General features: G+C 72.4%; 20 protein-coding genes. 10 read left to right on the top strand and 10 right to left on the bottom strand.

The annotated features are described in order from the left end of the window. Positions 1 to 12 precede the first annotated feature (12 nt). Both ACFYML_RS17630 and ACFYML_RS17635 read left to right on the top strand, forming a co-directional pair. Positions 13 to 798: a flagellar basal body protein FliL gene (locus ACFYML_RS17630; protein WP_387421609.1), complete on the top strand. Its 786-nt coding sequence runs from the start codon at positions 13 to 15 to the stop codon at positions 796 to 798. A gap of 183 nt (positions 799 to 981) precedes the next feature. Further along, entirely contained in the window at positions 982 to 2,217 is a 1,236-nt protein-coding gene (locus ACFYML_RS17635; protein WP_387421611.1) for an AAA family ATPase, read from the top strand. Between the two features lie 9 nt (positions 2,218 to 2,226). On the opposite strand, the gene ACFYML_RS17640 is transcribed toward ACFYML_RS17635, so the two are convergent. Further along, a complete protein-coding gene (locus ACFYML_RS17640; RefSeq protein ID WP_387421612.1) occupies positions 2,227 to 2,772 on the bottom strand; it encodes a GNAT family N-acetyltransferase in 546 nt (181 codons plus the stop codon). 146 nt (positions 2,773 to 2,918) lie between these two features. Between ACFYML_RS17640 and ACFYML_RS17645 the strand changes: the two genes are divergently transcribed. Both ACFYML_RS17645 and ACFYML_RS17650 read left to right on the top strand, forming a co-directional pair. Further along, positions 2,919 to 3,464 carry a DoxX family protein gene (locus tag ACFYML_RS17645; RefSeq protein WP_387421613.1) on the top strand — a complete coding sequence of 182 codons (546 nt, stop codon included), beginning with the start codon at positions 2,919 to 2,921 and terminating at the stop codon, positions 3,462 to 3,464. A gap of 205 nt (positions 3,465 to 3,669) precedes the next feature. Continuing rightward, entirely contained in the window at positions 3,670 to 5,106 is a 1,437-nt protein-coding gene (locus tag ACFYML_RS17650; protein WP_387421614.1) for a glycosyltransferase 87 family protein, read from the top strand. 39 nt (positions 5,107 to 5,145) lie between these two features. Here the strand turns inward: ACFYML_RS17650 and ACFYML_RS17655 are convergent, their stop codons facing one another. The 5 genes from ACFYML_RS17655 to ACFYML_RS17675 all read right to left on the bottom strand — a co-directional run bounded on the left by ACFYML_RS17655 (position 5,146) and on the right by ACFYML_RS17675 (position 11,385). Beyond that, entirely contained in the window at positions 5,146 to 5,580 is a 435-nt protein-coding gene (locus ACFYML_RS17655) for a molybdenum cofactor biosynthesis protein MoaE (RefSeq protein WP_387421615.1), read from the bottom strand. Beyond that, positions 5,574 to 6,833 (bottom strand): molybdopterin molybdotransferase MoeA, encoded by a 1,260-nt coding sequence (locus ACFYML_RS17660; protein ID WP_387421616.1) that lies wholly within the window; start codon positions 6,831 to 6,833, stop codon positions 5,574 to 5,576. The genes ACFYML_RS17655 and ACFYML_RS17660 overlap by 7 nt, the downstream gene beginning before the upstream one ends. A 31-nt stretch (positions 6,834 to 6,864) precedes the next feature. Further along, positions 6,865 to 7,335: a molybdenum cofactor biosynthesis protein B gene (locus tag ACFYML_RS17665; RefSeq protein WP_073837127.1), complete on the bottom strand. Its 471-nt coding sequence runs from the start codon at positions 7,333 to 7,335 to the stop codon at positions 6,865 to 6,867. Beyond that, positions 7,332 to 7,823, bottom strand: coding sequence for a cyclic pyranopterin monophosphate synthase MoaC (gene moaC, locus ACFYML_RS17670; RefSeq protein ID WP_387421617.1), 492 nt, complete (start codon positions 7,821 to 7,823; stop codon positions 7,332 to 7,334). Before moaC ends, ACFYML_RS17665 begins: the two co-directional genes overlap by 4 nt. Before the next feature lie 241 nt (positions 7,824 to 8,064). Next, complete coding sequence (locus tag ACFYML_RS17675; protein ID WP_387421618.1) at positions 8,065 to 11,385, bottom strand: BTAD domain-containing putative transcriptional regulator; 3,321 nt, start codon at positions 11,383 to 11,385, stop codon at positions 8,065 to 8,067. 324 nt (positions 11,386 to 11,709) lie between these two features. On the opposite strand from ACFYML_RS17675, the gene ACFYML_RS17680 reads away from it, so the two are divergent. From ACFYML_RS17680 to ACFYML_RS17700, 5 genes are all read left to right on the top strand, one after another. Further along, on the top strand, positions 11,710 to 14,265 hold the full coding sequence (locus ACFYML_RS17680; RefSeq protein WP_387421619.1) for a putative bifunctional diguanylate cyclase/phosphodiesterase: 2,556 nt from the start codon (positions 11,710 to 11,712) through the stop codon (positions 14,263 to 14,265). 118 nt (positions 14,266 to 14,383) lie between these two features. After that, positions 14,384 to 15,721, top strand: coding sequence for a glycosyltransferase 87 family protein (locus ACFYML_RS17685; RefSeq protein WP_387421620.1), 1,338 nt, complete (start codon positions 14,384 to 14,386; stop codon positions 15,719 to 15,721). 10 nt (positions 15,722 to 15,731) lie between these two features. After that, positions 15,732 to 16,364: a phosphoribosyltransferase gene (locus ACFYML_RS17690; protein ID WP_387421621.1), complete on the top strand. Its 633-nt coding sequence runs from the start codon at positions 15,732 to 15,734 to the stop codon at positions 16,362 to 16,364. A 23-nt stretch (positions 16,365 to 16,387) separates the two neighbouring features. Then, on the top strand, positions 16,388 to 16,768 hold the full coding sequence (locus ACFYML_RS17695) for a zf-TFIIB domain-containing protein (RefSeq protein WP_357434398.1): 381 nt from the start codon (positions 16,388 to 16,390) through the stop codon (positions 16,766 to 16,768). 94 nt (positions 16,769 to 16,862) lie between these two features. Then, the gene (locus tag ACFYML_RS17700; protein ID WP_387421622.1) at positions 16,863 to 17,558 is read left to right on the top strand and encodes a maleylpyruvate isomerase N-terminal domain-containing protein; all 696 of its coding nucleotides are present in this window, start codon (positions 16,863 to 16,865) and stop codon (positions 17,556 to 17,558) included. Between the two features lie 83 nt (positions 17,559 to 17,641). Here the strand turns inward: ACFYML_RS17700 and dnaB are convergent, their stop codons facing one another. After that, on the bottom strand, positions 17,642 to 19,045 hold the full coding sequence (gene dnaB / locus ACFYML_RS17705) for a replicative DNA helicase (RefSeq protein ID WP_387421725.1): 1,404 nt from the start codon (positions 19,043 to 19,045) through the stop codon (positions 17,642 to 17,644). A 393-nt stretch (positions 19,046 to 19,438) separates the two neighbouring features. On the opposite strand from dnaB, the gene ACFYML_RS17710 reads away from it, so the two are divergent. Continuing rightward, positions 19,439 to 20,731 (top strand): hypothetical protein, encoded by a 1,293-nt coding sequence (locus ACFYML_RS17710; protein WP_387421623.1) that lies wholly within the window; start codon positions 19,439 to 19,441, stop codon positions 20,729 to 20,731. A gap of 141 nt (positions 20,732 to 20,872) precedes the next feature. On the opposite strand, the gene rplI is transcribed toward ACFYML_RS17710, so the two are convergent. The 3 genes from rplI to ACFYML_RS17725 are packed head-to-tail and all read right to left on the bottom strand — an operon-like array spanning position 20,873 to position 22,142. Then, positions 20,873 to 21,319 carry a 50S ribosomal protein L9 gene (rplI, locus tag ACFYML_RS17715; RefSeq protein ID WP_357434401.1) on the bottom strand — a complete coding sequence of 149 codons (447 nt, stop codon included), beginning with the start codon at positions 21,317 to 21,319 and terminating at the stop codon, positions 20,873 to 20,875. A gap of 14 nt (positions 21,320 to 21,333) precedes the next feature. Next, positions 21,334 to 21,573, bottom strand: coding sequence for a 30S ribosomal protein S18 (gene rpsR, locus ACFYML_RS17720; RefSeq protein WP_013289355.1), 240 nt, complete (start codon positions 21,571 to 21,573; stop codon positions 21,334 to 21,336). A 41-nt stretch (positions 21,574 to 21,614) separates the two neighbouring features. After that, a complete protein-coding gene (locus ACFYML_RS17725) occupies positions 21,615 to 22,142 on the bottom strand; it encodes a single-stranded DNA-binding protein (protein ID WP_198940427.1) in 528 nt (175 codons plus the stop codon). Between the last annotated feature and the right edge of the window lie 8 nt (positions 22,143 to 22,150).

Here is a 22,150-nt window from a genome sequence, read left to right on the forward strand (position 1 = left end):
AGGAGGTCCTCCATGTCGAACTTCGGACCACCGGGTGGCGGCTCCCCTGGCCCGTGGGACGGACGGCGACCCGAGGACGAGTACGCCCCGCCGGCCGACCCTCGCTACGACCCGGGGTACGCCCGGCAGCCGGGCGGGTGGGGCGAGCCGCCCGCCCAGCGGCACGAGCCGACCGTCGGCTGGGACACCGGGCAGCCGGCCCAGCAGGGATACCCGCCGACCATGCCCGGCTACGCCGGTCATCCGCCCCACGCCGAGCCTGCGCCGTACGCCGGCCAGCCGCCCTACCCCGGCCAGCCGCCCCACGCCGAGCCGACGCCGTACGCCGAGCCGACGCCGCCGAAGCGCGGCCGGGGCCGGCTGGTCGCGGTGCTGGCCGGGCTGGCGGTGCTGGTGCTCGGCGGGGCCGGGGCGTACTGGGTCCTCGGCCGGGACGAGCCGGCCCGGGTGAGCGGCTCCGGCGCGCCGGCCTCCGCGCCGGCCGACCCGACCGCGGGGGCGAGCACGCCCCCCGATCCGGCGACCACCACCCCGGCTCCGGCGACCTCGACCGACTCGCGCTTCGTCAAGGCGGGCCAGTGCGTCCGCAACGAGGGCGCGGACGGGCAGCAGCCGAAGCTGGCGATCAGCGAGTGCGGCCCGAAGAGCTACCAGGTGTTGCGCCGCTTCGACGGTCCGACCAGCGGCCAGCAGGACGCCGAGGCGAAGTGCGCCAAGGTCGAGGGCTACACCGACTGGTACTTCTTCGACAGCGAGTTGGACACCCTCGACTTCGTGCTCTGCCTCAAGCGCCGCTGACCTGCGCTGCTGACCTGCGCTGCTGACCTGCGCCGCGGCGGCACGGCCGACGGTAACCAAAACTAGGGCTGTCTAGCGTGGATGCTAGACAGCCCTAGTTTTCTGTCGAGGAGCCCGACACGCCGGTAGCCCCATCTACGGATGTCTAGCCTCCCAGCTAGACGGCCCGATACTCTGCGATTCGTGGATCCGGTCCGCAACCCGTACGCCCCCGGTGCCGGCCAGCGCCCGCCCGAACTCGCCGGCCGGGGACGCGAGCTGGACGTCTTCGACGTGGTGCTGGAACGGATCGCCCGGGGCCGCCCGGAACGCAGCCTGATGCTCACCGGACTGCGCGGGGTGGGCAAGACGGTCCTGCTGAACACCCTCCGCTCGCAGGCGATCAACCACCTCTGGGGCACCGGCAAGATCGAAGCCCGGCCCGACCAGTCGCTGCGCCGGCCGATCGCCGCCGCACTGCACATGGCGGTCCGCGAGCTGGCGCCCCGGCACCGCGCCCCGGAGCGGATCGACGCCTTCCTCGGCGTGCTCAAGGCGTTCGCCCAGCGCACCGCGCCCACCGGACGCGGCGGGGCCGCGCCGAAGCTGCGCGACCGCTGGCAGCCGGGCATCGACGTGCCGGCCAGCAGCGGCCGGGCCGACTCCGGGGACATCGAGATCGACCTGGTCGAGCTGCTCACCGACGCCGCAGCGGTCGCCACCGACGTGGGCACCGGCGTCGCGATCTTCATCGACGAGATGCAGGACCTCGGCGCGGAGGACGTCTCCGCGCTCTGCGCCGCCTGCCACGAGCTGTCCCAGCTCGGCGCGCCGCTGATCGTCGTCGGCGCCGGGCTGCCGCACCTGCCGGCCGTGCTCAGCGCCGCTAAGTCGTACTCGGAGCGGCTCTTCCGCTACCAGCGGATCGACCGGCTGGACCGGATCGCCGCCGATCAGGCGCTCTGCGCGCCGGCCGAGCGGGAGGAGGTCGAGTACGAGCCGAAGGCCCTCGACCTGCTCTACGAGAAGTCCGGCGGATACCCCTACTTCGTCCAGGCGTACGGGAAGGCCACCTGGGACCACGCGCCCCGCTCGCCGATCGCCGCCGCCGACGTCCGGGTCGCCGCACCCGAGGCGGAGGCCGAGCTGGCCGTCGGCTTCTTCGGATCCCGGTTCGAGCGGGCCACCCCGGCCGAACGCGAGTACATGCGGGCGATGGCGACGCTCTCCCTGGTGGAAGGGGAGGAGAACGGCCGGGACGACATGGACGCGGCGGTACCCACCGCGGAGATCGCCCGGGCGCTGGGCCGCAAGCCGGCCAGCCTCTCACCCGCCCGGGACGCCCTGATCAAGAAGGGGCTGATCTACTCCGGCGAGCGCGGCACGGTCGCCTTCACCGTCCCGCACTTCGGCCGCTACCTGCGCACCCAGCCGGCCTGACCACCCGGCTCACACCTTCGCCCAGGGCGGTGGGAAGAGCACCTCACCCCCCGGCGGCGGGGCCTCGTCCGTGGTGGACGGGGGCAGCACCAACGCCTGCCACGGCTCCCCGAGCCCCGACCAGGGGCTGGTCAGTCCCTGCCGGTCCGCCCGGCTGAACCCGAAGCGGCGGTAGAACGCCGGGTCGCCGAGCACCACCACCAGCCGCTCACCCAGCTCGGTCGCGGCGTCCAGGGCCGCCTGCACCACCGCCGTGCCGTGCCCGATCCGCTGCCGGTACGGCGCGACCGCCACCGGCCCGAGCGCCAGGGCCGGGTACGCCGCATCGTCGCTGCACACCCGCACCCGGGTCAGCAGCGCGTAACCGACGACCTCACCGCCGTACTCGGCGACCATGGCCAGCTCCGGGATCCAGGCGTCGCTGTGCCGGAGGTCGTCGACCAGCCCCACCTCGGGCGGGGTGGCCACGTCGGGGCGGGCGAAGGCGGTCGCCAGCACCCGGGCGACCGGTGCCTCGTCCGCCGGATCCTCGGGTCGGAGTCGCAGGGTCGTCACCCGCGCGACCTTACCGTCCGAACCCCGTCCATCAGCGACGGTCGCTGAAATCAGCCCGGCGACCGGGCTGGCCGGACGTCCATGTCGGCCGATCTCGTTCGAGTGTTGCCGGGGTGGTGACCGGCCCGACGGGGTATGACTGGTTTATGAAGCCCGTGCGCTCCCTCGCCCGAGTCATGTTGAGCGGCATCTTCGTGGTCAGCGGCGCCCGTAACCTGCAGAACCCGGGACGGCTGGTCACGGCCGCCAAGCCGGTCACCGACCGGGTCGCCCCGCTGATCCAGAACCTGCACCCACGGATCCCGACCGACACCGAGGCACTGGTCCGCGCGAACGCGGCCACTCAGCTCGTCGGCGGGCTGATGCTGGCGACCGGCAAGTTCACCCGGCCGGCCGCGCTCGTCCTCGCCGGGACCCTGGTGCCGACCACCTTCGCCGGCCATCCCTTCTGGAGTAACGACGACCCGATGGCGCGGAACAACAACCAGGTCCACTTCCTGAAGAACCTCGGCCTCTTCGGCGGCCTGCTCCTCGCCGCCGCGGACACCGGGGGCAAGCCCGGACTGCGCTGGCGGGCCGGTCACCGGATCGACCACTCGCGCCGCTCGGTGCAGCGCGCGGTCCGGACCGCCCGCCGAGAGGCGAAGATCGCCGTACGCTCGGCAGCCTCCGCCCGCCGAATACCGGGTTGACCTGCATCAATACGGCCTCCACCCCCCGCAAGGCCCACTAATCACCTGAACCGTCCGAGACCCGTTAACGCGATGGAAATGTCAAAAACACGTGTGGGATCGGACACGGTCGCATAACGCGGGAGGCAGCAACGTGAGGCGCCGTTCTAGGCTCCGTGCGGGACCTGGACGGGAAGTAGGATCTTGGTACGGGGGTGGCACCGCCATGCCGACGACCGTCGGTAGACGGATGGACCGCCTCGCTCCAATCCAGCGCGGCACCCGTCGGATCGATCGCAGGACAGTCGTACGCAGCGGCGTCGTGGCCGCCGTCGCCTACGCGGCGTGGCTCGCCATCGGCGCGTTCGGGCGGCCGTACAACTTCTTCGACATGCGGATCTACCACGGTGCCGTGGTGTGGTGGGCCAGCGGCAATGAGCTCTACGACTTCATCGCCCCCTCGACGACCCTCGGCTTCACCTACCCGCCCTTCGCCGGCCTGGTCATGCTGCCGATGTCCTGGCTGCCGGTCGCGGCGGCCGGCTCGCTCAACGCCCTGGCCAGCATCGCCGCGCTCGCCGTCGTACTGGCCGCGCTGCTGCGCCCGATCGTCGACCGGCTGGGCTGGTCGCTCTGGTTCACCGTCGGCATCGCCACGCCGCTGGCCGTCGCCATCGAGCCGTCCCGGGAGACCCTCGGATACGGCCAGGTCAACCTGCTGCTGTTCGCGCTGGTCATGGCGGACCTGGTCGGCCTGCGCTGGCGGGCGAAGCGGGGCACCCACCACGACACCGCCGACTCGGCGCTGGCCCGGTACGTCTACAGCGGGGCCTGGGCCGGCGTCGGCATCGGACTGGCCACCGCGGTCAAGCTCACCCCGGCGCTGTTCATCGGGTACCTGATGATCACCCGGCAGTGGCGCGCGGCGACGACCGCGATCGGCACCGCCATCGGCGTGACCCTCGCGACGTTCGCCGTGGTCGGGCCGGAGTCGCGGACCTACTTCGGCACCGTGCTCTGGCAGACCGAGCGGGTCGGCGCGGCGGACATGACCGCCAACCAGTCGCTGGCCGGGCTGCTGGCCCGGCTCTACGACTCGATCGAGACACCCGGACTGCTCTGGCTGGCGTTCTCGGTGCTGATGCTGGCGCTGGGGCTGTCCCGGGCGGCCAGTGCCCGCGCCGACGGCGACGAGTTGACCGCGTTCACCCTGGTCGGGCTGACCGCCAACGTCATCAGCCCGATCTCCTGGTCGCACCATCTGGTCTGGGTGATCCCGGCGATCATCGTGCTGGCCGACGCCGCGGTACGCCGCCACGAGGCGAGCCGCGGTCTGTCGGTACGGATCAGCGGGATGCCACCCACCGGCGGGGTGCCCGCGCTACGCCCACCGATCTGGTATCCGGCGCTCACCGGGCTGCGGCACGGGCTCGGCGCGCTCGCCCTCTACCTGCTCTTCCTGATCTCGCCCATCTGGCCGTACGAGCACCAACTCCCCGAGGTGTCCCATTACCAGGACGGCCTGTTCGGCGCGCTGATGGAGAACTCGCTGGCGATCGCCCTGATCGTGCTCGTCGCGGCCCTGCCCTGGCGGCCCGGCGCGGAGCCCGCGTTCTACCACGACCGGCTGGTCCGCGCCGCCCAGCTCGCCGGCCGGCGCTGACCGTCCCACCCGGCCGCGTTCCCGGCCCTCATGCGCAGGTCAGGGGCAGTTCACCCACTCCTCGGTGCCGTCGGCGAACACCTGCCGCTTCCAGATCGGCAGCCGCGCCTTCACCTCGTCCACCAGCCGGGCGCAGGCCGCGAACGCCGCCGCCCGGTGAGCGGTGCTGACCGCCGCGACCAGGGCCGCGTCGCCGATCTCCAGCCGGCCGATCCGGTGCGACACGGCCACCGCGTACACGTCCGGATCGGCGGCGATCTCGGCGGCCACCTCGCGCAGCACCGCCTCGGCGGTGGGGTGTCCCTCGTACTCGAGCAGGGTGACCGACCGGCCGTGGTCGTGGTCGCGGACCACGCCCTGGAACGACACCACCGCGCCGGCCCGCCGGTCGGCCACCGCCGCCTCGTGCGCGGCCAGGTCGAGCGGCTGGTCGGTCACCACGCCGGTGGTGAGTCCCACGACCGGTCTCACCATGACCGCTCCCCGGGGGTCAACGGCAGCGGTACGAGCGGCACCCGGTCGCCGGCCTCGCCGCTGGTGCCCGGGCGGATCACCGCGAAGCCGTCCGCTCCGGCCAGCCCGCGCAGCATCGCCGAGCCGACGTGGCGCAGCGGGCGGGCGGTGCCGGCCGCCCGGTCCCAGCGGACCAGGGCCAGGTGGGTGTAGTCGCCGCGGCCGTGGACCGGCTCGGCGAGGGTGACCTGCGGCAGCACCGGCATCGGCCGACCCTGCAGGCCGGCGAGCAGCGGTGCGACCAGCGAGACCAGCGCGACCACGGCCGACTGCGGGTTGCCCGGCAAGCCCGCCACGAACCGAACCCGCCCGTCGTCGCCCATCAGCCGGGCCAGCAGCATCGGGAACCCTGGACGCACCGCCACCGTGTTGACCACGTAGTCCGCGCCGAGCTCCGCCAGCGCCGGGTGCAGGTGGTCGACCGGACCGTGCATGGTCCCGCCGGTGGTGCAGACCAGGTCGGCGTCGGCGAGCGCGCCGCGCAGCGCCGCCACGTGGGCGGGGAGGGTGTCAGCCACCGGGCCGACCACGTCGGCCGCCCGCACCTCGCAGCCGTACCGGCGCAGCCAGGCGGGCACCGCCGGGCCGAGGGCGTCGCGGACCCGGCCGGCGCCCGGCGGGCCGGTGGTCAGCAGTTCGTCGCCGAACACCAGCAGCGCCGCCCGCGGCGGGCGGCGTAGCCGCAGCGTGTCGTGACCGCAGGAGGCGGCCAGCCCGATCAGCGCCGGGTCGACCGGGGTACCGGCGGGCAGCAGTTCCTCCCCGGCGTACGCCTCCTCGCCCGGCTCCCGCCACTCGGGTGCCGGACGCGGCGTGCCGGCCACCCGGCCATCCGCGGTCCGGGTCGACTCCTCGATCCGCAGGATCGCGGCGGCCCCCGCCGGGACCATCGCGCCGGTGGCGATCTCGACGGTGGTGCCGTCGGTGGCCAGCGTGGGCGGGGTGTGCCCGGCGAGCACGCGGCCGACCACCTGCCACGGCCCGTCCCCCCGCACCGCCCAGCCATCCACGCTGGAGGTGGGGAACGCCGGCAGGTCGGTACGGGTGGTCAGCGGCTCGGCGAGGGTGTGCCCGTCGGCGTCGGCGAGTGGCCGGTCGACCGCGGGGAGCGCGGCGGCGAGGCCCACCTCGTACACCCGGGAGCGCGCCTCCTCCCACCCGGCTGGCGGCGGCGCAGCGACCTGGGCCGCCGTAGCTGCGGTTTCCGTGCTCATTCGGCGAGCCTATCGCCGGCCGGGTGCCTCGTCAGTGGTCGCCGTTGCTCAGTTGGTCGACGGCATGCCGGAGAATCGGGCCGAGCACGGCCAGCCCGTCCTTCGCCCCACCCCGGGAGCCGGGCAGGTTCACCACCAGCATCCGGCCCGCCACGCCGGCCAGCCCCCGGGAGAGGGCCGCGGTGGGCACGGTGTCGCGGCTGTAGGCCCGGATGGCCTCGGCGATCCCGGGAACCTCGTAGTCGAGCAGGGCCCGGGTCACCTCGGGAGTCCGGTCGGTCGAGGTGATGCCGGTGCCGCCGCTGGTCAACACCACGTCGATGCCCTCGTCGCGGGCGGCCCGCAGCGCGGCCCCCACCGGCTCGCCGTCCGGCACCACCACCGGCTCGTCGACTTCGCAGCCCAGCTCGCGCAGGCCGGCAACGAGCAGCGGGCCGCTGGTATCCGCATATACCCCGGCGGCGGCCCGGTTGGAGGCGACGATCACCCGGGCCCGGATCACGGCCGGTCCTCCGGTCGGACCCACTCGCCGGTCTTGCCGCCCTCCTTGCGCAGGACGCGTACCGCGTCCACGGAGGCCGCCGGGTCGACGGCCTTGACCATGTCGACCAGGGCGAGCCCGGCGACCGCCACCGCGGTGAGCGCCTCCATCTCCACGCCCGTCCGATCGGCGGTCTTCGCGGTCGCGGTGATCTCGACGGTGTCGGCGGTGAGCCGCAGGTCGACGGTGACGCCGTGCAGGGCGATCGGATGACAGAGCGGGATCAGGTCGGGGGTCCGCTTCGCCCCCATGATCCCGGCCAGCCGGCCCACCGCCAGCGCGTCGCCCTTGGGCAGGCCGTCCCGTCGCAGCAGCTCCACCACCTCGGACGTGGTGCGGAGCCGGCCGGCGGCGACCGCGAGCCGGCCGGAGACCGGCTTGGCGGAGACGTCGACCATCCGGGCCGCGCCGGCCGGATCGACGTGGGTGAGCTGCGCGGGATCGGTCACGGCCGCGAGCCTATCCCCCGGGTACGACCAGCCGGCGGAACCGTCGGTGGGGAGGAGCGCCGTGCCGAGCGTGCCGATCGCGCCGCACCGCGCTCCTCCCTCAGCCACCCACCGTCCAGTCGCTGGGGGGAACCTGACGGCGGGCGTCCCGTCGACCGGGTCCGCCGCTGGCTGGACCACCCCCGTTCGGTCGACACGCGGAGGACGGTAGCGGGCGCCGCGATAAGAAATCGATAAGTCGTCAACCGGTCCCCGACGAACGCCCTCCGGCCCGGTCGGCGGTGTCGTCCCCGGCGAGGCGCCGGGCCAGGTCCCACCGCTCGGGCGCACCGATACGCCCGAAGATCGCCAAGGCACGCCGGCGGTACCGAAAGGCCTCGTCCGGCTCGTCGTCGTCGAGATGGTCAGCCAGCGCGACAAGGGCACGCCCCTGCTCGTACGGATGCGCGATACGGGTCGCGAGTTCGAGGGCACGGCGATGGGCGGCCGTCGCCCCGTCGGTGCTCCCGATGACCGCCAGCGTCGTACCGAGGTCGTTCAGCACGGCTGCCTGCACATGCCGTTCCCCAGAGTCGCCCGCGATCTGCAGGGCCAGCTCGTGCTGCTCTCGCGCCGCATCGAGCCGGCCCAGGTGGCGATACGCGATCCCCAGGTCGTTGCGGGCCTCCGCCTCCCCGAACCGGTGCCCGGTCCGGTCCCGCAGCCGAAGCGACGCGGTGATGAGCCGGACCGCCTTGGTGAAGTGACCTAGCCGGTTCTCGACGGACGCGATATGACCGAGAGCGTTTGAAATGTCGTACTGGTTCCCCCGGCACCGCCCGAGGAACAGGTGCTGCCGGTGCGCCTGAATCGCCTCTGCGTAACGACCCAGCGTGGTAAGGGCGAACCCGAGGTTCGGCAGGGACAGGATCGGATCGACCGCCTCGCCCCCCAGGCGCTCTCGCAGAAGTTGCCGCCCGAGCTTGACCGACCGCGACGGACTGCCGGTCAGCCAGTGGACGACGACGAGATTCGCCCGGTACCGGTGTTCATTGGCGTGGTCGCCGAGCTCCCTGGAGATGGACACCGCCGTTTCGAGGTGCCGCAGCGAGTCCAGGTAGCTACCGGTACGGGTGTACGCGGAGGCCAGGTAGTTGTTCATGACCGCCTGTGCCGCCCGGTCGCCGCACTTCTCCGCCGCAGCCAGGCCCCGACGGTGGGTGACGAGGATGTCTTCGAAGTAGCCGCGGATGTAGCAGAACCGCCACATGGCGCGGGCGAGCCGCCAGGCCCACGGGTCAAGAGCCTCCCGCTCCGCGAACTCGATCAGAGCGACGAGGTTCGAACGCTCCCGCTCCAGCCACTCGACGTCGGGCGGGTCGGAACGGCCGAGTAGGTCGGGTCGTCGCGGCGGTGCCAGACGGACGTGGGCGCGCAGTGCCGAGGGCTCAAGAAGCTGCGCTCGACCGACCGATTCGTGGAGCACGTGATCGAGAAGCCGGTGGGCGGCCTCCTCCCGGTCCCGCGCCTCGTCCGGAGCCTGGGACAGCTCGGCCGAGTACTGCCGCATCAGATCGTGGAGACGGTAGCGGCCCGGCTCGATCTCCTCGATCAGGTGCTGGTCGAGGAGGTCGTCGAGCATCGCCTCCACACGATCGAACGGCAGGTCCGCCAGCGCCGCCGCCATCGCCACATCGAAATGGGCACCAGGATGCACGCTGACGAGTCGGAACAACCGCTTGACCGGTTCGGCCAGTGGTTCATAGGAGGCGCTGAAGGCACCCGCCACCGTCTGCTGCTCGACGGCGAGCTGGCGCAGTATCCCACCGACGCTCAGGCGATGGGCCAGGTCGGCAACCCGCCAGGAGGGTCGATGGGCGAGATGGCCCCCCGCAAGCCGGATGGCGAGTGGCAGATGACCGCAATGGCGCGCCACCGCCATGGCCGCCTCCCGCTCACGCTCAATTCGATCCGCACCGGCGGTGCGGGCGAGCAGTTGCAGCGCCTCGTCCGGGGCCAGCGCCGGGAGCGGTACGGGCGGGCCGGTGTCCCCGCCCAGCAGTCGACGGCGGCTCGTCACGAGCACGACCGAGCCAGGGGCAGCAGGCAGGAGGGGTATGACCTGATCACTGCCGGCCGCGTTGTCCAGCACGATGACCGCTCGGCGCCCTCGCAGCTCGCGCTGCCACAACTCGCCCCTCAGGACATGGTCGGTTGGTATCCGGCCGGCGGGAACCGCCAGTTGCCGGAGCAGCGCGGTCTGCGCCTCCGCCGGGTCGACGGGCAAGCCGTCGGCATGTCCCCGTAGGTCGATGAAGAGCTGTGCATCGGGGTGGCTGTCGGCAAGTTGGTACGCCAGATGTACGGCGAAGGCTGTCTTGCCGCCTCCCGCCATGCCGTGGATGACACGGACAGGTGACGTGCGTTGGCCCGCCACTGCGATCTCGGTCAAGAGGCGCTCCGTCAGCTCCCGCCGCCCGACGAAGTCGGCTACCACGCGCGGAAGATGGTTGACGGCCAGCCGGCCCTCACTCCCGAGCGCGGCCTTTGCCGAGGGCCTGCGCGGCACGACCCGACCATGAGGGCGGCCATCCGGCGCAGGCGACTCGGAGAAGTCGAAAAGGGGTTCCCGATTGACGATCCGCTCGCGCAGCGCCTGCAACTCCGCGCCGGGCTTGATGCCGAGCTGCTCCCTGAGTACGGACTCCGCGTGACGGATCGCGGCCAGGGCACCGGCCGGATCGCCGTCCAGGTAGAGCGCGCGAACGAGCAACGCATGAGCCTGTTCCCGGTAGGGATGCGCGACTACGTGATCGGTGAGGAAGGCGATGGCGGGCCTGCTACGACCGAGCCGGAGATCCAGCCACGCCCGGAGTTCGATCGCGGACAGGCGCTGCCCGTCCAGGGCTGCCCGACGGGCGGAGAGGACCGGCCCCAACGACAGACCGGCCAACAGGGGGCCGCGCCAGAGCTCGTCACTACGCGCCAGCAGCGTGCTGGCACCGCCGACCTCGCCGCGTGCCCACGCGCTTTCGGCCGCATCGACGAGGTACTCGAATCTGGGTACGTCCACCGACTCGTCGGTCAGCTCAAGCCGGTAGCCGCCCGGCGACCGGGAGAGGACAGGATCCTGGTGCTTCTCGAAGGTTCGCCGCAGATTGCCGGCGTACGTCCGCACGTTCGCTACGGCTGAGCGGGGCGGCTCATCCGGCCACAACTCGTCGACGAGCGACTCGATCGTGACGACTCGCCCGCCGTGCACGGCGAGCATCGCCAGCACGAGTTGCTGCTTCGGCGTACCTAGGGGAAGCCGGGTCGACCCCCGCCACACCTCCGGCGCCCCTAGGAGACGGACCTCCGTCAATCCTTCCTCCGCAGCGTGGTAAACGAAATTCAAATAACCACTGCATTTCAGGTCAGAATATGCGTAAGCCGCCCTAAAGCCGGATAGCGCACGATCCGGCCCCCGACTTTCAGAAGATATCAGAGAGCGACGACATTTTTTCGGTGCGTGGAACGGCAGGTTGGACGACTGCCGGGACAACCGCGCGGCCCGGCTCTGGAACCAAACTGCTAGAGACATCCCGTCGATGCCGCCTCGATAATCAGCATTGGCAGGTCACCCGGAATATGCGGTCAGTCTCCAGACAAAGACAGCGAGTGACAAGAGAAGACAGCATTAGCGCATTATGCGCATATGGACATCTAATGTCACCAAGCCTGCCGAAACGCCATAAGATAGCCCGCGTCGATGGGGGTCGCAACCGAACGGCTCCGCAGGATCGAGCGAAGGGCGAAGCAGATGCGCGGCAACGACTGGCTGTGATCAACCTTCCCGGGCGCCTGAGCGGGCCGTACAGTACGGGTACACGCACCGCAACGCTTGAGCGCGGTGGAGGCAGGAAACGTGACTCGCGCCAACGCACGCGACAATGGGACCGATCGGCGGCTGCTGCTGCTTGTCGGTCTCGTCGTGTTTGCCGCCGCGATCACGTTGCTGGCAAGTCTCCGGCTCATCCAGGTTCAGGGCCTGACGACCTCGACCGATCTCACGCGGGCCGCCACTCTGACATTCCTCGTCGCGGTTGCCGCCACCGTCAATGTCCGGATCCGTATCCGGGCCACTACCCACGGCGTCTCCTGGACAGATGCGGCCTCGGTGATCGGCCTGGCCGTCGCCCCGGTCCCATGGGTGATCGTCGCCACCGGGCTGGGTGTCGCGATCACCCGAATGATCGGTCGCCTCCCTCCCATCAAGCTGGCCTTCGGCGTCGCCAAGGAAATGACGCTGGCGGCGGTTGGCGGGATGGTGCTGGCGGCGTCCGGATGGACATGGCCCTGGTCGGGGCCGGTTCCCCACTCGCTCCCCGCCCTGGTGCTGGCTTATCTGACGGTCGTCGTGCTGGATGAGCTGCTCATGTTCCCGGTCCTCGCCTTCGCGACGCGGACCCCGATCCTCAATCGCTTCCGCCAGCAGCTCGACCTCCGGTTGGCGAGCGTCGTCGCTCGCTTCTCGGTGATCCTGTCGACCCTGCTGATCCTCCGGATCAACCCGACGTTCCTGGTGGTCGTCCCACCACTCGTCCTGAGCCTGCACCTCGCTTACTCAAGCCGGCTACGCAGCCGGGCGGAACGGGACGCCTGGCAACGTCTCGCCCGCACCACGGACGCCCTCAATGTGGTCGACCTGGACGAGGTGCTCACCACTGCGGTCACCCAGGCCACCGAACTCTTCTCGGCCGACGAGGTCGACATCGAGCTTCGCGAGGAGTCGCGACTCGTCCGAGGTGCCGGAGGTGCCATCACCTACCGCGGGCCGGCCGGTAACCCCAGCGTGATCAAGGGCTCGGTGCTCGCGACCCGCCTCGAAGGCCATGACCAGAACGCCGACGTCGGTGTGCTGCGACTCCGGTTCGCCGGGCCCGTCGAGCTCTCCGAGCGGGAGCAGTACACCCTGCGTACCTTCGCCTCCGCGCTCTGCACCGCGGTCCGCAACGCTCAGGCGTACGCCGAGTTGGCCCGGATCGCCGAGGAGCACGCGTACGCCGCCACCCACGACGCCCTGACCGGGCTCTCCAACCGGCGTCACCTGCTCGATGAGGGCACCGAGCAGCTCACCACCCGGCACGCGGAGGGCGTCACCGCGCTGGTGCTGATCGACCTCAACCACTTCAAGGAGGTCAACGACACCCTCGGGCACGGCGCCGGTGACCGGGTGCTGATGCAGGTCGCCGACCGGCTGCGCGGCGCGGCCCGCCTGGGCGACCTGGTGGCCCGGCTCGGCGGCGACGAGTTCGCCGTGCTGCTGCGCGGGCTGCCCGCCCCGGCGGTGGCCGCGCACCGGGCCGAGGCACTGCTGGCCGCCCTGCACGAGCCGCTCGACCTGGACGGCATGCGGATCAGCGTGGAAGCCAGCGGCGGCATCGCGGTCGCCCCGGCCAATGGCGGGATGCCCGAGCTGCTGCGTCGCGCCGACGTGGCGATGTACCAGGCGAAGCGGGCCGGCCAGCGGATCTCCACGTACGCCCCGACCCGGGACACCGCGGACCTCGGCCGGCTCACCCTCGGCGGCGAACTCTCCCGCGCGGTGGCCGATCACGAGTTCACCGTCAACTTCCAGCCGATCGTCGACCTGGGCAGCGGCGAGGTGATCGGTGCGGAGGCGCTGGCCCGCTGGCACCACCCGACGCACGGCATGATCGACCCGCTGCGCTTCATCGAGGCGGTGGAACGCTCCGGGCTGCTGCCCGCGTTCGCCGAGGCGATCCTCGACCAGGCGCTGATCGCGGCCGGCAGCTGGCGGGCCGCCGGCTTCGACCTGCCCGTCTCGGTGAACGTGTCGCCCCGCAGCCTCCTCGACGCCCGCTTCCCCGGGGCGGTGCTGGCCCGGCTGCGGGCGCACGACCTGCCCCCGGACCGGCTGGTGCTGGAGCTGACCGAGACCCTGACGCTCAGCCAGCTCGACGTGGTGGACCGGGTGCTCAGCCGGCTGCGCGACTCCGGCGTACGGCTGGCCCTCGACGACTTCGGCACCGGCTACTCCTCGCTGTCGCTGCTGTCCCGCATCCCGGTGCACGAGTTGAAGATCGACCGCAGCTTCGTCACCGCCATGGAGAGTTCGGCCGAGGCCGCGGCCGTGATCCGCTCCACCCTCGACCTGGGCCGCAGCCTCGACCTGACCGTGGTGGCCGAGGGCGTGGAGAGCGAACCGCAGCGGCGGGCGCTCTGGGAGCTGGGGTGCGCCGCCGGCCAGGGCCATCTTTTCGCCCGGCCGCTGCCGGCCGGCGCGCTGCTCGCCGCCCTCCAGCGGGGGGCGGGCGGCCGGCCGGGCAGCCTCGTGGCGCCGCTGCACGACGCGGGTGCGGTGATCCGCCTGCCGGGTCGCCGCACCGGCGGCCGGGGGCGCGCCGCCACCTCGGCGTCCGCCGCCGGCCAGACCGCCGACGAGTCCAGCCACCACTGATCCCTCGGGGTAATCCGCCAGCTCTTGGCGGATACGCGGAACCCACCGCCGCCGGCCGGCCCTGCGACGAGGAGCACGACCCGGGTGCCGGGGCGCGCCGTCTGCCAGACTGGGCCGCGTGATCGTCGCCCCCGATCGAAGCTTCCGTCGCTGGCGGGCCGTGGACTCCGCCGCCGGCGGGCTCGCCCTCGACCTGGGCCTTTACGCCGTCTCGGCGGTCTTCGCCGGGGTCACCGCCGCCACCTCCACCCTGCTCCCGCACCGGGCCTGGGGCACGGTCGGCGCCGTCGGCTACCTGGTGGCCGCGCTCGCCGTCGCCGGTCAACTCCTCGCCCGGCGGCACCGCTGCGACGCACCGCTCACCGGACTCGGCGCCCGCTGGGCGGTCACCGGGTTTGCCTGGGTCACCACCGCGCTGCTGCCGGTCGTGGCGCAGAGCATCCAGCGGGCGGCGGGGCGTACCGACCGGGCGCAGGAGGAGGTGGTCGTGGTCGAGCACGCCGGCGCCCGGCTGGCCGAGCACGGCACCCCCTACCTGGGGCACGACGCCATCGCCGCGCTACCTCCGGCGGAGCAACTGCTCGGCTACACCCCGTACCAGCCGGGCATGGCGCTGTTCGGGCTGCCCCGGGCCGCCGTCGACGCCTGGTGGACCGACGCGCGGGTCTGGTTCGCCCTGGTCACCGCCGGTGTGCTGGCCCTCGCGGTGGCCACGCTGCGCAGCCGACCCGCCCCGGCCACGCCCCGCCGCCACGCCGCGCTGCTCCGGGCCGTCCAGGCGGCCACGGTGCTGCCGGTCTGCGCGCTCACCCTGGCGACCGGCGGCGACGACCTGCCCGTACTCGCGCTCTGCCTGCTCGGGCTGGCCTTCGCCGCCGCCGAGCGGCCCGGTCGGGCCGGCCTGGCGGTCGGCGCGGCGGGCGCCCTGAAACTCTTCGCCTGGCCGGTCGCGCTCGTGCTGATCTGCTGGGCCGCCACCCGCCGGGCCGGCCTCCGCACCGCCCTCGGTGCCCTCGGGCTGCCGGCGCTCGTGCTGGTCCCCGCCCTGCTGGTCGACCGTGACGCGCTGGTGGAGAACGTGCTGCGCTTCCCGCTCGGGCACGGGCTGGTGACCAGTCCCGCGCAGTCCCCGTTCCCCGGCCACCTGATCGCCACCGCGCTGCCCGCCGGCCGGATCGTCGCCGCCGCGCTGCTGGTCGCGGCCGGGGCGGCGATCGCCGTCCGGCTCCTCCGCCGTCCGCCGCGCACCGCCGCCACCACCGCGCTGATCTGCGGGTACGGGCTGCTCGCGGCGATCCTGCTGATGCCCTCGACCCGTTTCGGCTACCTGCTCTACCCGGTCGCCCTGCTGGTCTGGGCCCCCGCGCTGGCACTCCCGGAAGCCGCGGTGCGCCCTGAGGCGCCCGCCCGGGCCGCTTCCGCCAACTCCCGGACGCGGCCGGTCGGCAGGGCGTAAACCTGAGGACATGACCACCTATCGCGATCGGGCCGAGGCGGGCCGCATGCTCGCCGACAAGCTCACCGACCTCGCCGGGCGGCCGGGGGTCATCGTGCTCGGGCTGGTACGCGGCGGCGTGGAGGTCGCCCGGGTGATCGCCGAACGGCTCGGCGTGCCCCTCGACGTGCTGGTGGTCCGCAAGCTCGGCGTGCCGTTCGCACCCGAGGTGGCATACGGTGCGCTCGGCCCCGGTGGCGTGCAGGTCCTCAACGAGATGGTCGCGAACCGGCTCAGCGAGGTCGACAAAGCCGAGGTCCGGCAGCGGGAACAGGCCGAACTGGAGCGCCGCGAGGGCCTGTACCGGGCCGGCCGGCCGCCGCTCGACCTCACCGGGCGAACGGCGGTCATCGCCGACGACGGGCTGGCCACCGGCGCCACCGCCCGCGCCGCCGTGCAGGTCGCCCGCCACCTGGGTGCGGCCCGGGTCGTGGTGGCCGTGCCGGTGGGCTCCCGGGAGGCGTACGAGATGCTGGCCGGCGAGGCCGACCAGGTGGTCATTCTGGAGACGCCGACCGACTTCATGGCGGTCGGCGCGTACTACGAGGACTTCCACGAGGTCTCCGACAACGAGGTGACGGAAACGCTTAAGGCCACCGCGTGAGGTCACCGGGTACCGTCGGTGCCATGCAGCTCACCTGTCCCAAATGTCATGGCGAAATGCGCCAGTACGAGCGCAGCGGAGTGATCATCGACCAGTGCGGCGAGTGCCGGGGCATCTTCCTCGACCGCGGCGAGCTCGAGAAGCTGTTCGAGGCCGAGGCGAACTGGAACCAGCAGCACAGCCCCCAGCCGGCCGCCCCGGCCGCCGGCGGCTACGCCCCGCCGCCGCCACCGCCACCCGCCGCCGCCCCGCACCAGCCCGGCTACGGCGCCGTCCCGCCCCCTCCGCCGCCGCCCGGCCACGGCTACGCGCAGCCCGCGTACGGCCACGGCCAGCACCACGGCTACCACGGCCACTACCGCCGCAAGAAGCGCCACGGCTTCCTCGGCGAGCTCTTCGACTGACCGGTACCCGGCCGGGCCGGGGCACACCCCGGCCCGCCCGCGCGGCACCTCCGTCGAGGTGCCGCGCGGCGTTCCGTGTGCGACGCTCACCCCCATGAAGCCCACCGGGCAGCACATCGCCCTGGCGCAGGCCTACGACGGCATCACCCGCGTGGTCGCCGATCTCGATGACGCCGACCTGCAACGACCGACCCGCTGCCGGGGATGGCTCGTCGCCGACCTGCTCTTCCACATCCTCTGCGACGCCCAGCGGGCCCTGGTCGCGCTTGCCAGCCCCGCCGACGGCCCGGCCGACGTGGACGACGTCAGCTACTGGCGCGCGTTCACCCCGGGAGGCGGCGACGAGGCCAGCGTGCGGCACGCCTGGTGGGTCCGCCGCTCGGCCGCCGCCTTCGACCGGCCCAGCGGTGTGGTGCGGCTCTGGTGCGACACCGCCCCCGCCGCCGTCCGCGCGGCCGGCGCGGCCGTGCACGGCGCTGATCCGCACGCCTGCGTCACCACCCAGGGCCAGGTGATCGCCGTACCCGATCTGCTGGCCACCCTCACCACGGAGGCCGTCGTCCACCACCTCGACCTGGTGGTCGATCTGCCGGACGCACCCCCACCCGGCGCCGCCGCCGTCGGCGTCGCGGTGACCACCGTCGACGGCCTGCTCAGCGACGACGCGGTCCGGCCGACCGGCTGGGACGACCGGGAGTACCTGCTCAAGGCCACCGGCCGGATCCCGCTCACCGACCGCGACCGGCGGGACCTGGGCGAGTCCGCCGGCTGGTTTCCGCTGCTCGGCTGAGCCTCACCGTCAGTCCTGCACCGCAGGCCCTGTCGGCTCGCTGTGACGGCGTCCGGGCCGGAAAGTCATCGCGGCGGGACGGGTCAGACGATGGCCATGTCGACGAAGCGGGACAGGTGCAGCTGGGCCGCGACCGTCACGGTGTCGGTGGGGCCATTCCTGTGTTTGGCAACGATGAAGTCGGCTTCCCCGGCCCGCGGCGACTCCTTGTCGTAGTAGTCGTCGCGATGCAGCAGGATGACAACGTCCGCATCCTGCTCAATCGAGCCACTTTCACGCAGATCGGACAGCTGGGGCCGCTTGTCGGTGCGCTGCTCGGGGCCACGGTTCAGCTGGCTCACCGCGATCACCGGGCACTCGACCTCCTTGGCCAGCAGCTTGAGGCCACGGGAGAGGTCGGCCACCTCCTGCTGCCGGCTCTCGGTGCGCTTGGGCGAGGTCATCAGCTGGAGGTAGTCGACCACGATCAGTTTGAGATCGTGCTTCTGCTTGAGCCGGCGCGCCTTGGCCCGGATCTCCATCAGGTTCATGCTCGGCGTGTCGTCCACGAAGAGCGGCGCCTCACTGATCTCGCCCATGCAGCGGGCCAGCTTGGTCCAGTCGTCGTCGGAGAGCTGGCCGCTGCGCAGCACGTGCAGCGGTACGCGCGCCTCGGCCGAGAGGAGTCGCATGACGATCTCGACCTTGCTCATTTCCAGCGAGAAGATCGCCGACGCGTGGTTGGAGCGAATGGAGGCATTACGGGCAAAGTCCATACTTGCCGTTGACTTGCCCAAACCAGGCCTGCCGGCCACGATGATGAGCTGGCCCGGGTGCAGGCCGTTCAACAGCCGGTCGAGGTCGCTGAAGCCGGTCGGCACCCCGGTCATCACGCCGCCCTGGGCACCCACGGCCTCGATCTCGTCCAGCGTCGGCTGGAGCATGTCGGCCAGGACGGCGAAATCCTCGCTGACCCGCTTCTCGGTCACCTCGTAGACGGCCTGCTGGGCGAGGTCGACGATGTCGTCGACGTCCCGGCTGCCGCCCTGGCCGGTGCCGTACCCCAGCTGGACGATCTTGGTGCCGGCCTCGACCAGCCGGCGCAGCACCGCGCGCTCGCCGACGATGCGCGCGTAGTAGGCGGCGTTGGCGGCGGTGGGCACGCTCGCGATCAGCGTGTGCAGGTAGGGCGCGCCACCGATCCGGGCCAGGTCGCCGGAGTCGGCCAGGGCGGCGGCGACGGTGATCGGGTCGGCCGGCTCGCCCCGGCCGTAGATGTCGAGGATCGCGTCGAAGATGGTGGCGTGCACGGGGCGGTAGAAGTCGTTGGACTTCAGGATCTCCACGACGTCGGCGATGGCGTCCTTGGAGAGCAGCATGCCGCCGAGGACGCACTGCTCAGCGGCCACGTCCTGGGGCGGGGTCTTCTCGAACTGCGCGTCCCGTTGTGCCTGCGCGGGCGGCGGCCCCCCGGTCCGCTCCGTCCGCGCGTCGTCGGTGACCGACACGGGTCCCCCCTCGCTGCGTCGGATCGAGTCCAGCTCTACCGCCGGGGTATGACATCTCCGACGACCCTCCGGTCGATCGGGGGCCACCGCCCGGACGGTCGGGGGACCACGATACGGAACCCGAGGTCAGACCCTCAACAATGCCGGTGGACGAGCCTCGGGACAACCTGTGGACGCCCGGGGACGGACATGTGCGCAGCGTGTGCACAGGGTGTGGACAAGTGATGGAGAATCCTGGCTCGACCGCCTCTGACCTGCGGTTCTGCAATCCACAGCCTGTGGACGACAGATTTCCGGTCGGGCCTGGGCACCGTTCGTCCCGTACCATCACCGCGAACGGCTACACCTGGACAATGGATTGCACTTTCGGTTGAGAAGGGTCACGCTCCGGCCGTGAGACACCGGGACTGGGGAGGCGGGGAGGGCAGCGCGCGCGACCGCCAGCCGATCTCCCCGTGGGACGAGCCCGCCGAGTCGTTCCCGGCCGCCTCCAGCTCAGCGTCGTACGCGCCCGAGCACTACCGCACCCCGAGCCGCCGCCGAGCCGTCGAGCGCGGCCAGCAGGAGCCGGTGGACACGTACCTTCCGCAATGGGCGGTGGAGTCGGGCGTCCGCCGGGTGGACGGCAGGGGCCGGCACGCCGCGCCCGACGATGACGACGTCGAGCCGCCGTACCCGGATGGTGGCTGGCGGGCGGACGTCGGACAGCGCCCGGAGGCTGGCCGGCGCGGGCTGCCGGCCGTCGACGCCGGCCCGGCCGGCGAGCACACCGCCGAGTGGACCCTGGACACCCCGCAGGAGCAGGGGTACGTCGGGAGCCGACGGGCCGAGTCCACCGAGGACGAGCCGGCCGGGCCCGCCACGGGGAGCCGGCCGCGCCGCGCGCAGTCGCGCCGGCCGCAGGTGACCTGGTCGGGCCTGGAGGACAGCACCGCCTCGGGCGGGGATGAGGACCGGTCGGATGCCGGGCGGAGCCGGCGGGCGGCCTCGGAGTCCTGGTCCCGGCCGGCGGTGGACCCGTGGGAGCGGGGCCGGTCGGCCGAGCCTGATCCGGTGGCGCCGCCGGCGGTCGACCCGTGGGACGCCTCGGGTGTGCTCGCCTGGGGCCGTTCGGCCACGGGCCGGTGGGACCAGGCGGAGGGCGCCGGCCGCTGGGACCGGACGGAGCACACCGGCGAGCGGGACCGGCTCACCGACACCGGCGAGTGGGGCCGGTACGCCGAGGTCGACCACCGGACGATGCCGCCGAAGCCGGTCCGGGAGGGCTGGGCGTCGCCGGAGCAGGCGGAGGGATTCTGGTCGGGGACCCGGCTGGCCGGTGACCTGCTGGATCCGGATCCGGGCGGTCCGGTCCGGTCGCTGGTCTACACCGCCGCCTGTTATCTGGTGCCCGCGCTGCTGGTCTTCGTGGGGCTGCTGTTCCTCGACGGGCAGGCCCCGGCGGGGTGCGTCACGGACATCACCGGCGGGGGTTGTGATTCGCCGCGGGCGCACGCGTTCGCCTCGCTGGTCGCGGGTGCGCCGCGGTTCGGGCTGGCGCTGCTGAGCAGCCTGGTCGTCGCGGTGGTGCTGCGCGGGTTCGGGACGACGTGGCGGTCGGGGACGGTGGCGCTGGCGGCGGCGGTGATCGGTGGCGGCCTGTCGACGGTGATGATCAGCGTGGTGACCGGCCAGCCGATCGGCTGATCGGCAACGGCGAAGTCGCCGGACGACGGCTCCAGGTCGCGGCGCGGCGTAAGACGCGCCGAGCTGGAGTTGCCGCAGGGAGCATGCGGAAGGGCCCGCACCGGTCTCCCGGTGCGGGCCCTTCCGTCGTGCTGTCCGCTGTCAGCTCGGGGTGACGTTCAGGTTGAACTTGGCGGTCACCTCGGGGTGCAGCTTGATGCTCACCGGGTAGGAGCCGGTCGACTTGATGTGACCGGGCAGCTCCAGCCGGCGGCGGTCCAGGCTCGGACCACCGGCGGCCTTGACGGCCTCGACGACCTCGGCCGGGGTGACCGAGCCGAAGAGCCGGCCGCCGTCGCCGGCACGGGCCTTCAGGTTGACCTTCAGGCCCTCGATCTGGGCCTTGACCTCGTTGGCGTGGCCGAGGTCGCGGATCTCCCGGGCCGCGCGGGCCCGCTTGATGACCGTGACCTGCTTCTCCGCGCCCTTGGTCCAGGCGATCGCGAAGCCCTGCGGCAGCAGGTAGTTACGGCCGTAGCCGTTCTTCACCTCGACGATGTCGCCCGGAGTGCCGAGGCCGGACACCTCCTGAGTCAGGATGATCTTCATGTCCGTGCCTCCTCTCAGCGGGTCGTGGCCGTGTACGGCAGGAGCGCCATCTCGCGGGCGTTCTTGACCGCACGGGCGATCTGCCGCTGCTGCTGCGAGGTAACGCCGGTCACCCGCCGAGCGCGGATCTTGCCGCGGTCGGAGATGAACTTGCGCAGCAGCGCGGTGTCCTTGTAATCGATGTAGGTGATCCCGTCCTTGTCGAGCGGGTTCACCTTCTTCTTCGGCTTGCGCAGTGCCGCAGCCTTGGCCATTGCTCTTGCTCCTGGTTTGCGATCGCGGGCGCTCGGCGCCATTAGAACGGGGGCTCCTCGTCGAAGTTTCCGCCGCCCGAACCACCGCGCGAGGGAGCCGGAGCAGCCGAGGCCCAGGGGTCGTCGAAGTTGCCTCCGCCGCCGCCCTGGCCGCCACCACCACCGAAGCCGCCACCGCCGCCCGAGCGGGACATCTTCTGCACCTTCGCCGTGGCGTAGCGCAGCGACGGGCCGATCTCGTCGACCTCCAGCTCGATGACGGTGCGCTTCTCACCCTCGCGGGTCTCGTACGACCGCTGGCGCAGCCGGCCGGACACGATCACCCGGGCGCCGCGCTGCAGCGACTCGGCGACGTTCTCGGCGGCCTGCCGCCAGACCGTGCACGAGAGGAACAGCGGCTCGCCGTCCTTCCACTCGCCGGACGCCTTGTCCATGAAGCGGGGCGTCGAGGCGACCCGGAACTTGGCGACGGCCGCCCCGGACGGGGTGAACCGCAACTCGGGGTCATCGGTCAGGTTGCCGATGACCGTGATGGTGGTGTCTCCTGCCATGACCATCTCCTCGCGCACTCATCGTG

It is taken from the genome of Micromonospora sp. NPDC007230 (assembly GCF_042869115.1).
In the GTDB taxonomy this organism is placed as follows: domain Bacteria; phylum Actinomycetota; class Actinomycetes; order Mycobacteriales; family Micromonosporaceae; genus Micromonospora.

Coding starts and splice junctions, on each gene's coding strand:
- ACFYML_RS17650 (WP_387421614.1), top strand. CDS start 3,670: ATGCCGACGACCGTCGGTAGACGGATGGACCGCCTCGCTCCAATCCAG.
- ACFYML_RS17695 (WP_357434398.1), top strand. CDS start 16,388: ATGCAGCTCACCTGTCCCAAATGTCATGGCGAAATGCGCCAGTACGAG.
- ACFYML_RS17630 (WP_387421609.1), top strand. CDS start 13: ATGTCGAACTTCGGACCACCGGGTGGCGGCTCCCCTGGCCCGTGGGAC.
- ACFYML_RS17690 (WP_387421621.1), top strand. CDS start 15,732: ATGACCACCTATCGCGATCGGGCCGAGGCGGGCCGCATGCTCGCCGAC.
- rplI (WP_357434401.1), bottom strand. CDS start 21,319: ATGAAGATCATCCTGACTCAGGAGGTGTCCGGCCTCGGCACTCCGGGC.
- ACFYML_RS17655 (WP_387421615.1), bottom strand. CDS start 5,580: ATGGTGAGACCGGTCGTGGGACTCACCACCGGCGTGGTGACCGACCAG.
- ACFYML_RS17700 (WP_387421622.1), top strand. CDS start 16,863: ATGAAGCCCACCGGGCAGCACATCGCCCTGGCGCAGGCCTACGACGGC.
- ACFYML_RS17660 (WP_387421616.1), bottom strand. CDS start 6,833: ATGAGCACGGAAACCGCAGCTACGGCGGCCCAGGTCGCTGCGCCGCCG.
- ACFYML_RS17645 (WP_387421613.1), top strand. CDS start 2,919: ATGAAGCCCGTGCGCTCCCTCGCCCGAGTCATGTTGAGCGGCATCTTC.
- rpsR (WP_013289355.1), bottom strand. CDS start 21,573: ATGGCCAAGGCTGCGGCACTGCGCAAGCCGAAGAAGAAGGTGAACCCG.
- ACFYML_RS17675 (WP_387421618.1), bottom strand. CDS start 11,385: ATGTCTCTAGCAGTTTGGTTCCAGAGCCGGGCCGCGCGGTTGTCCCGG.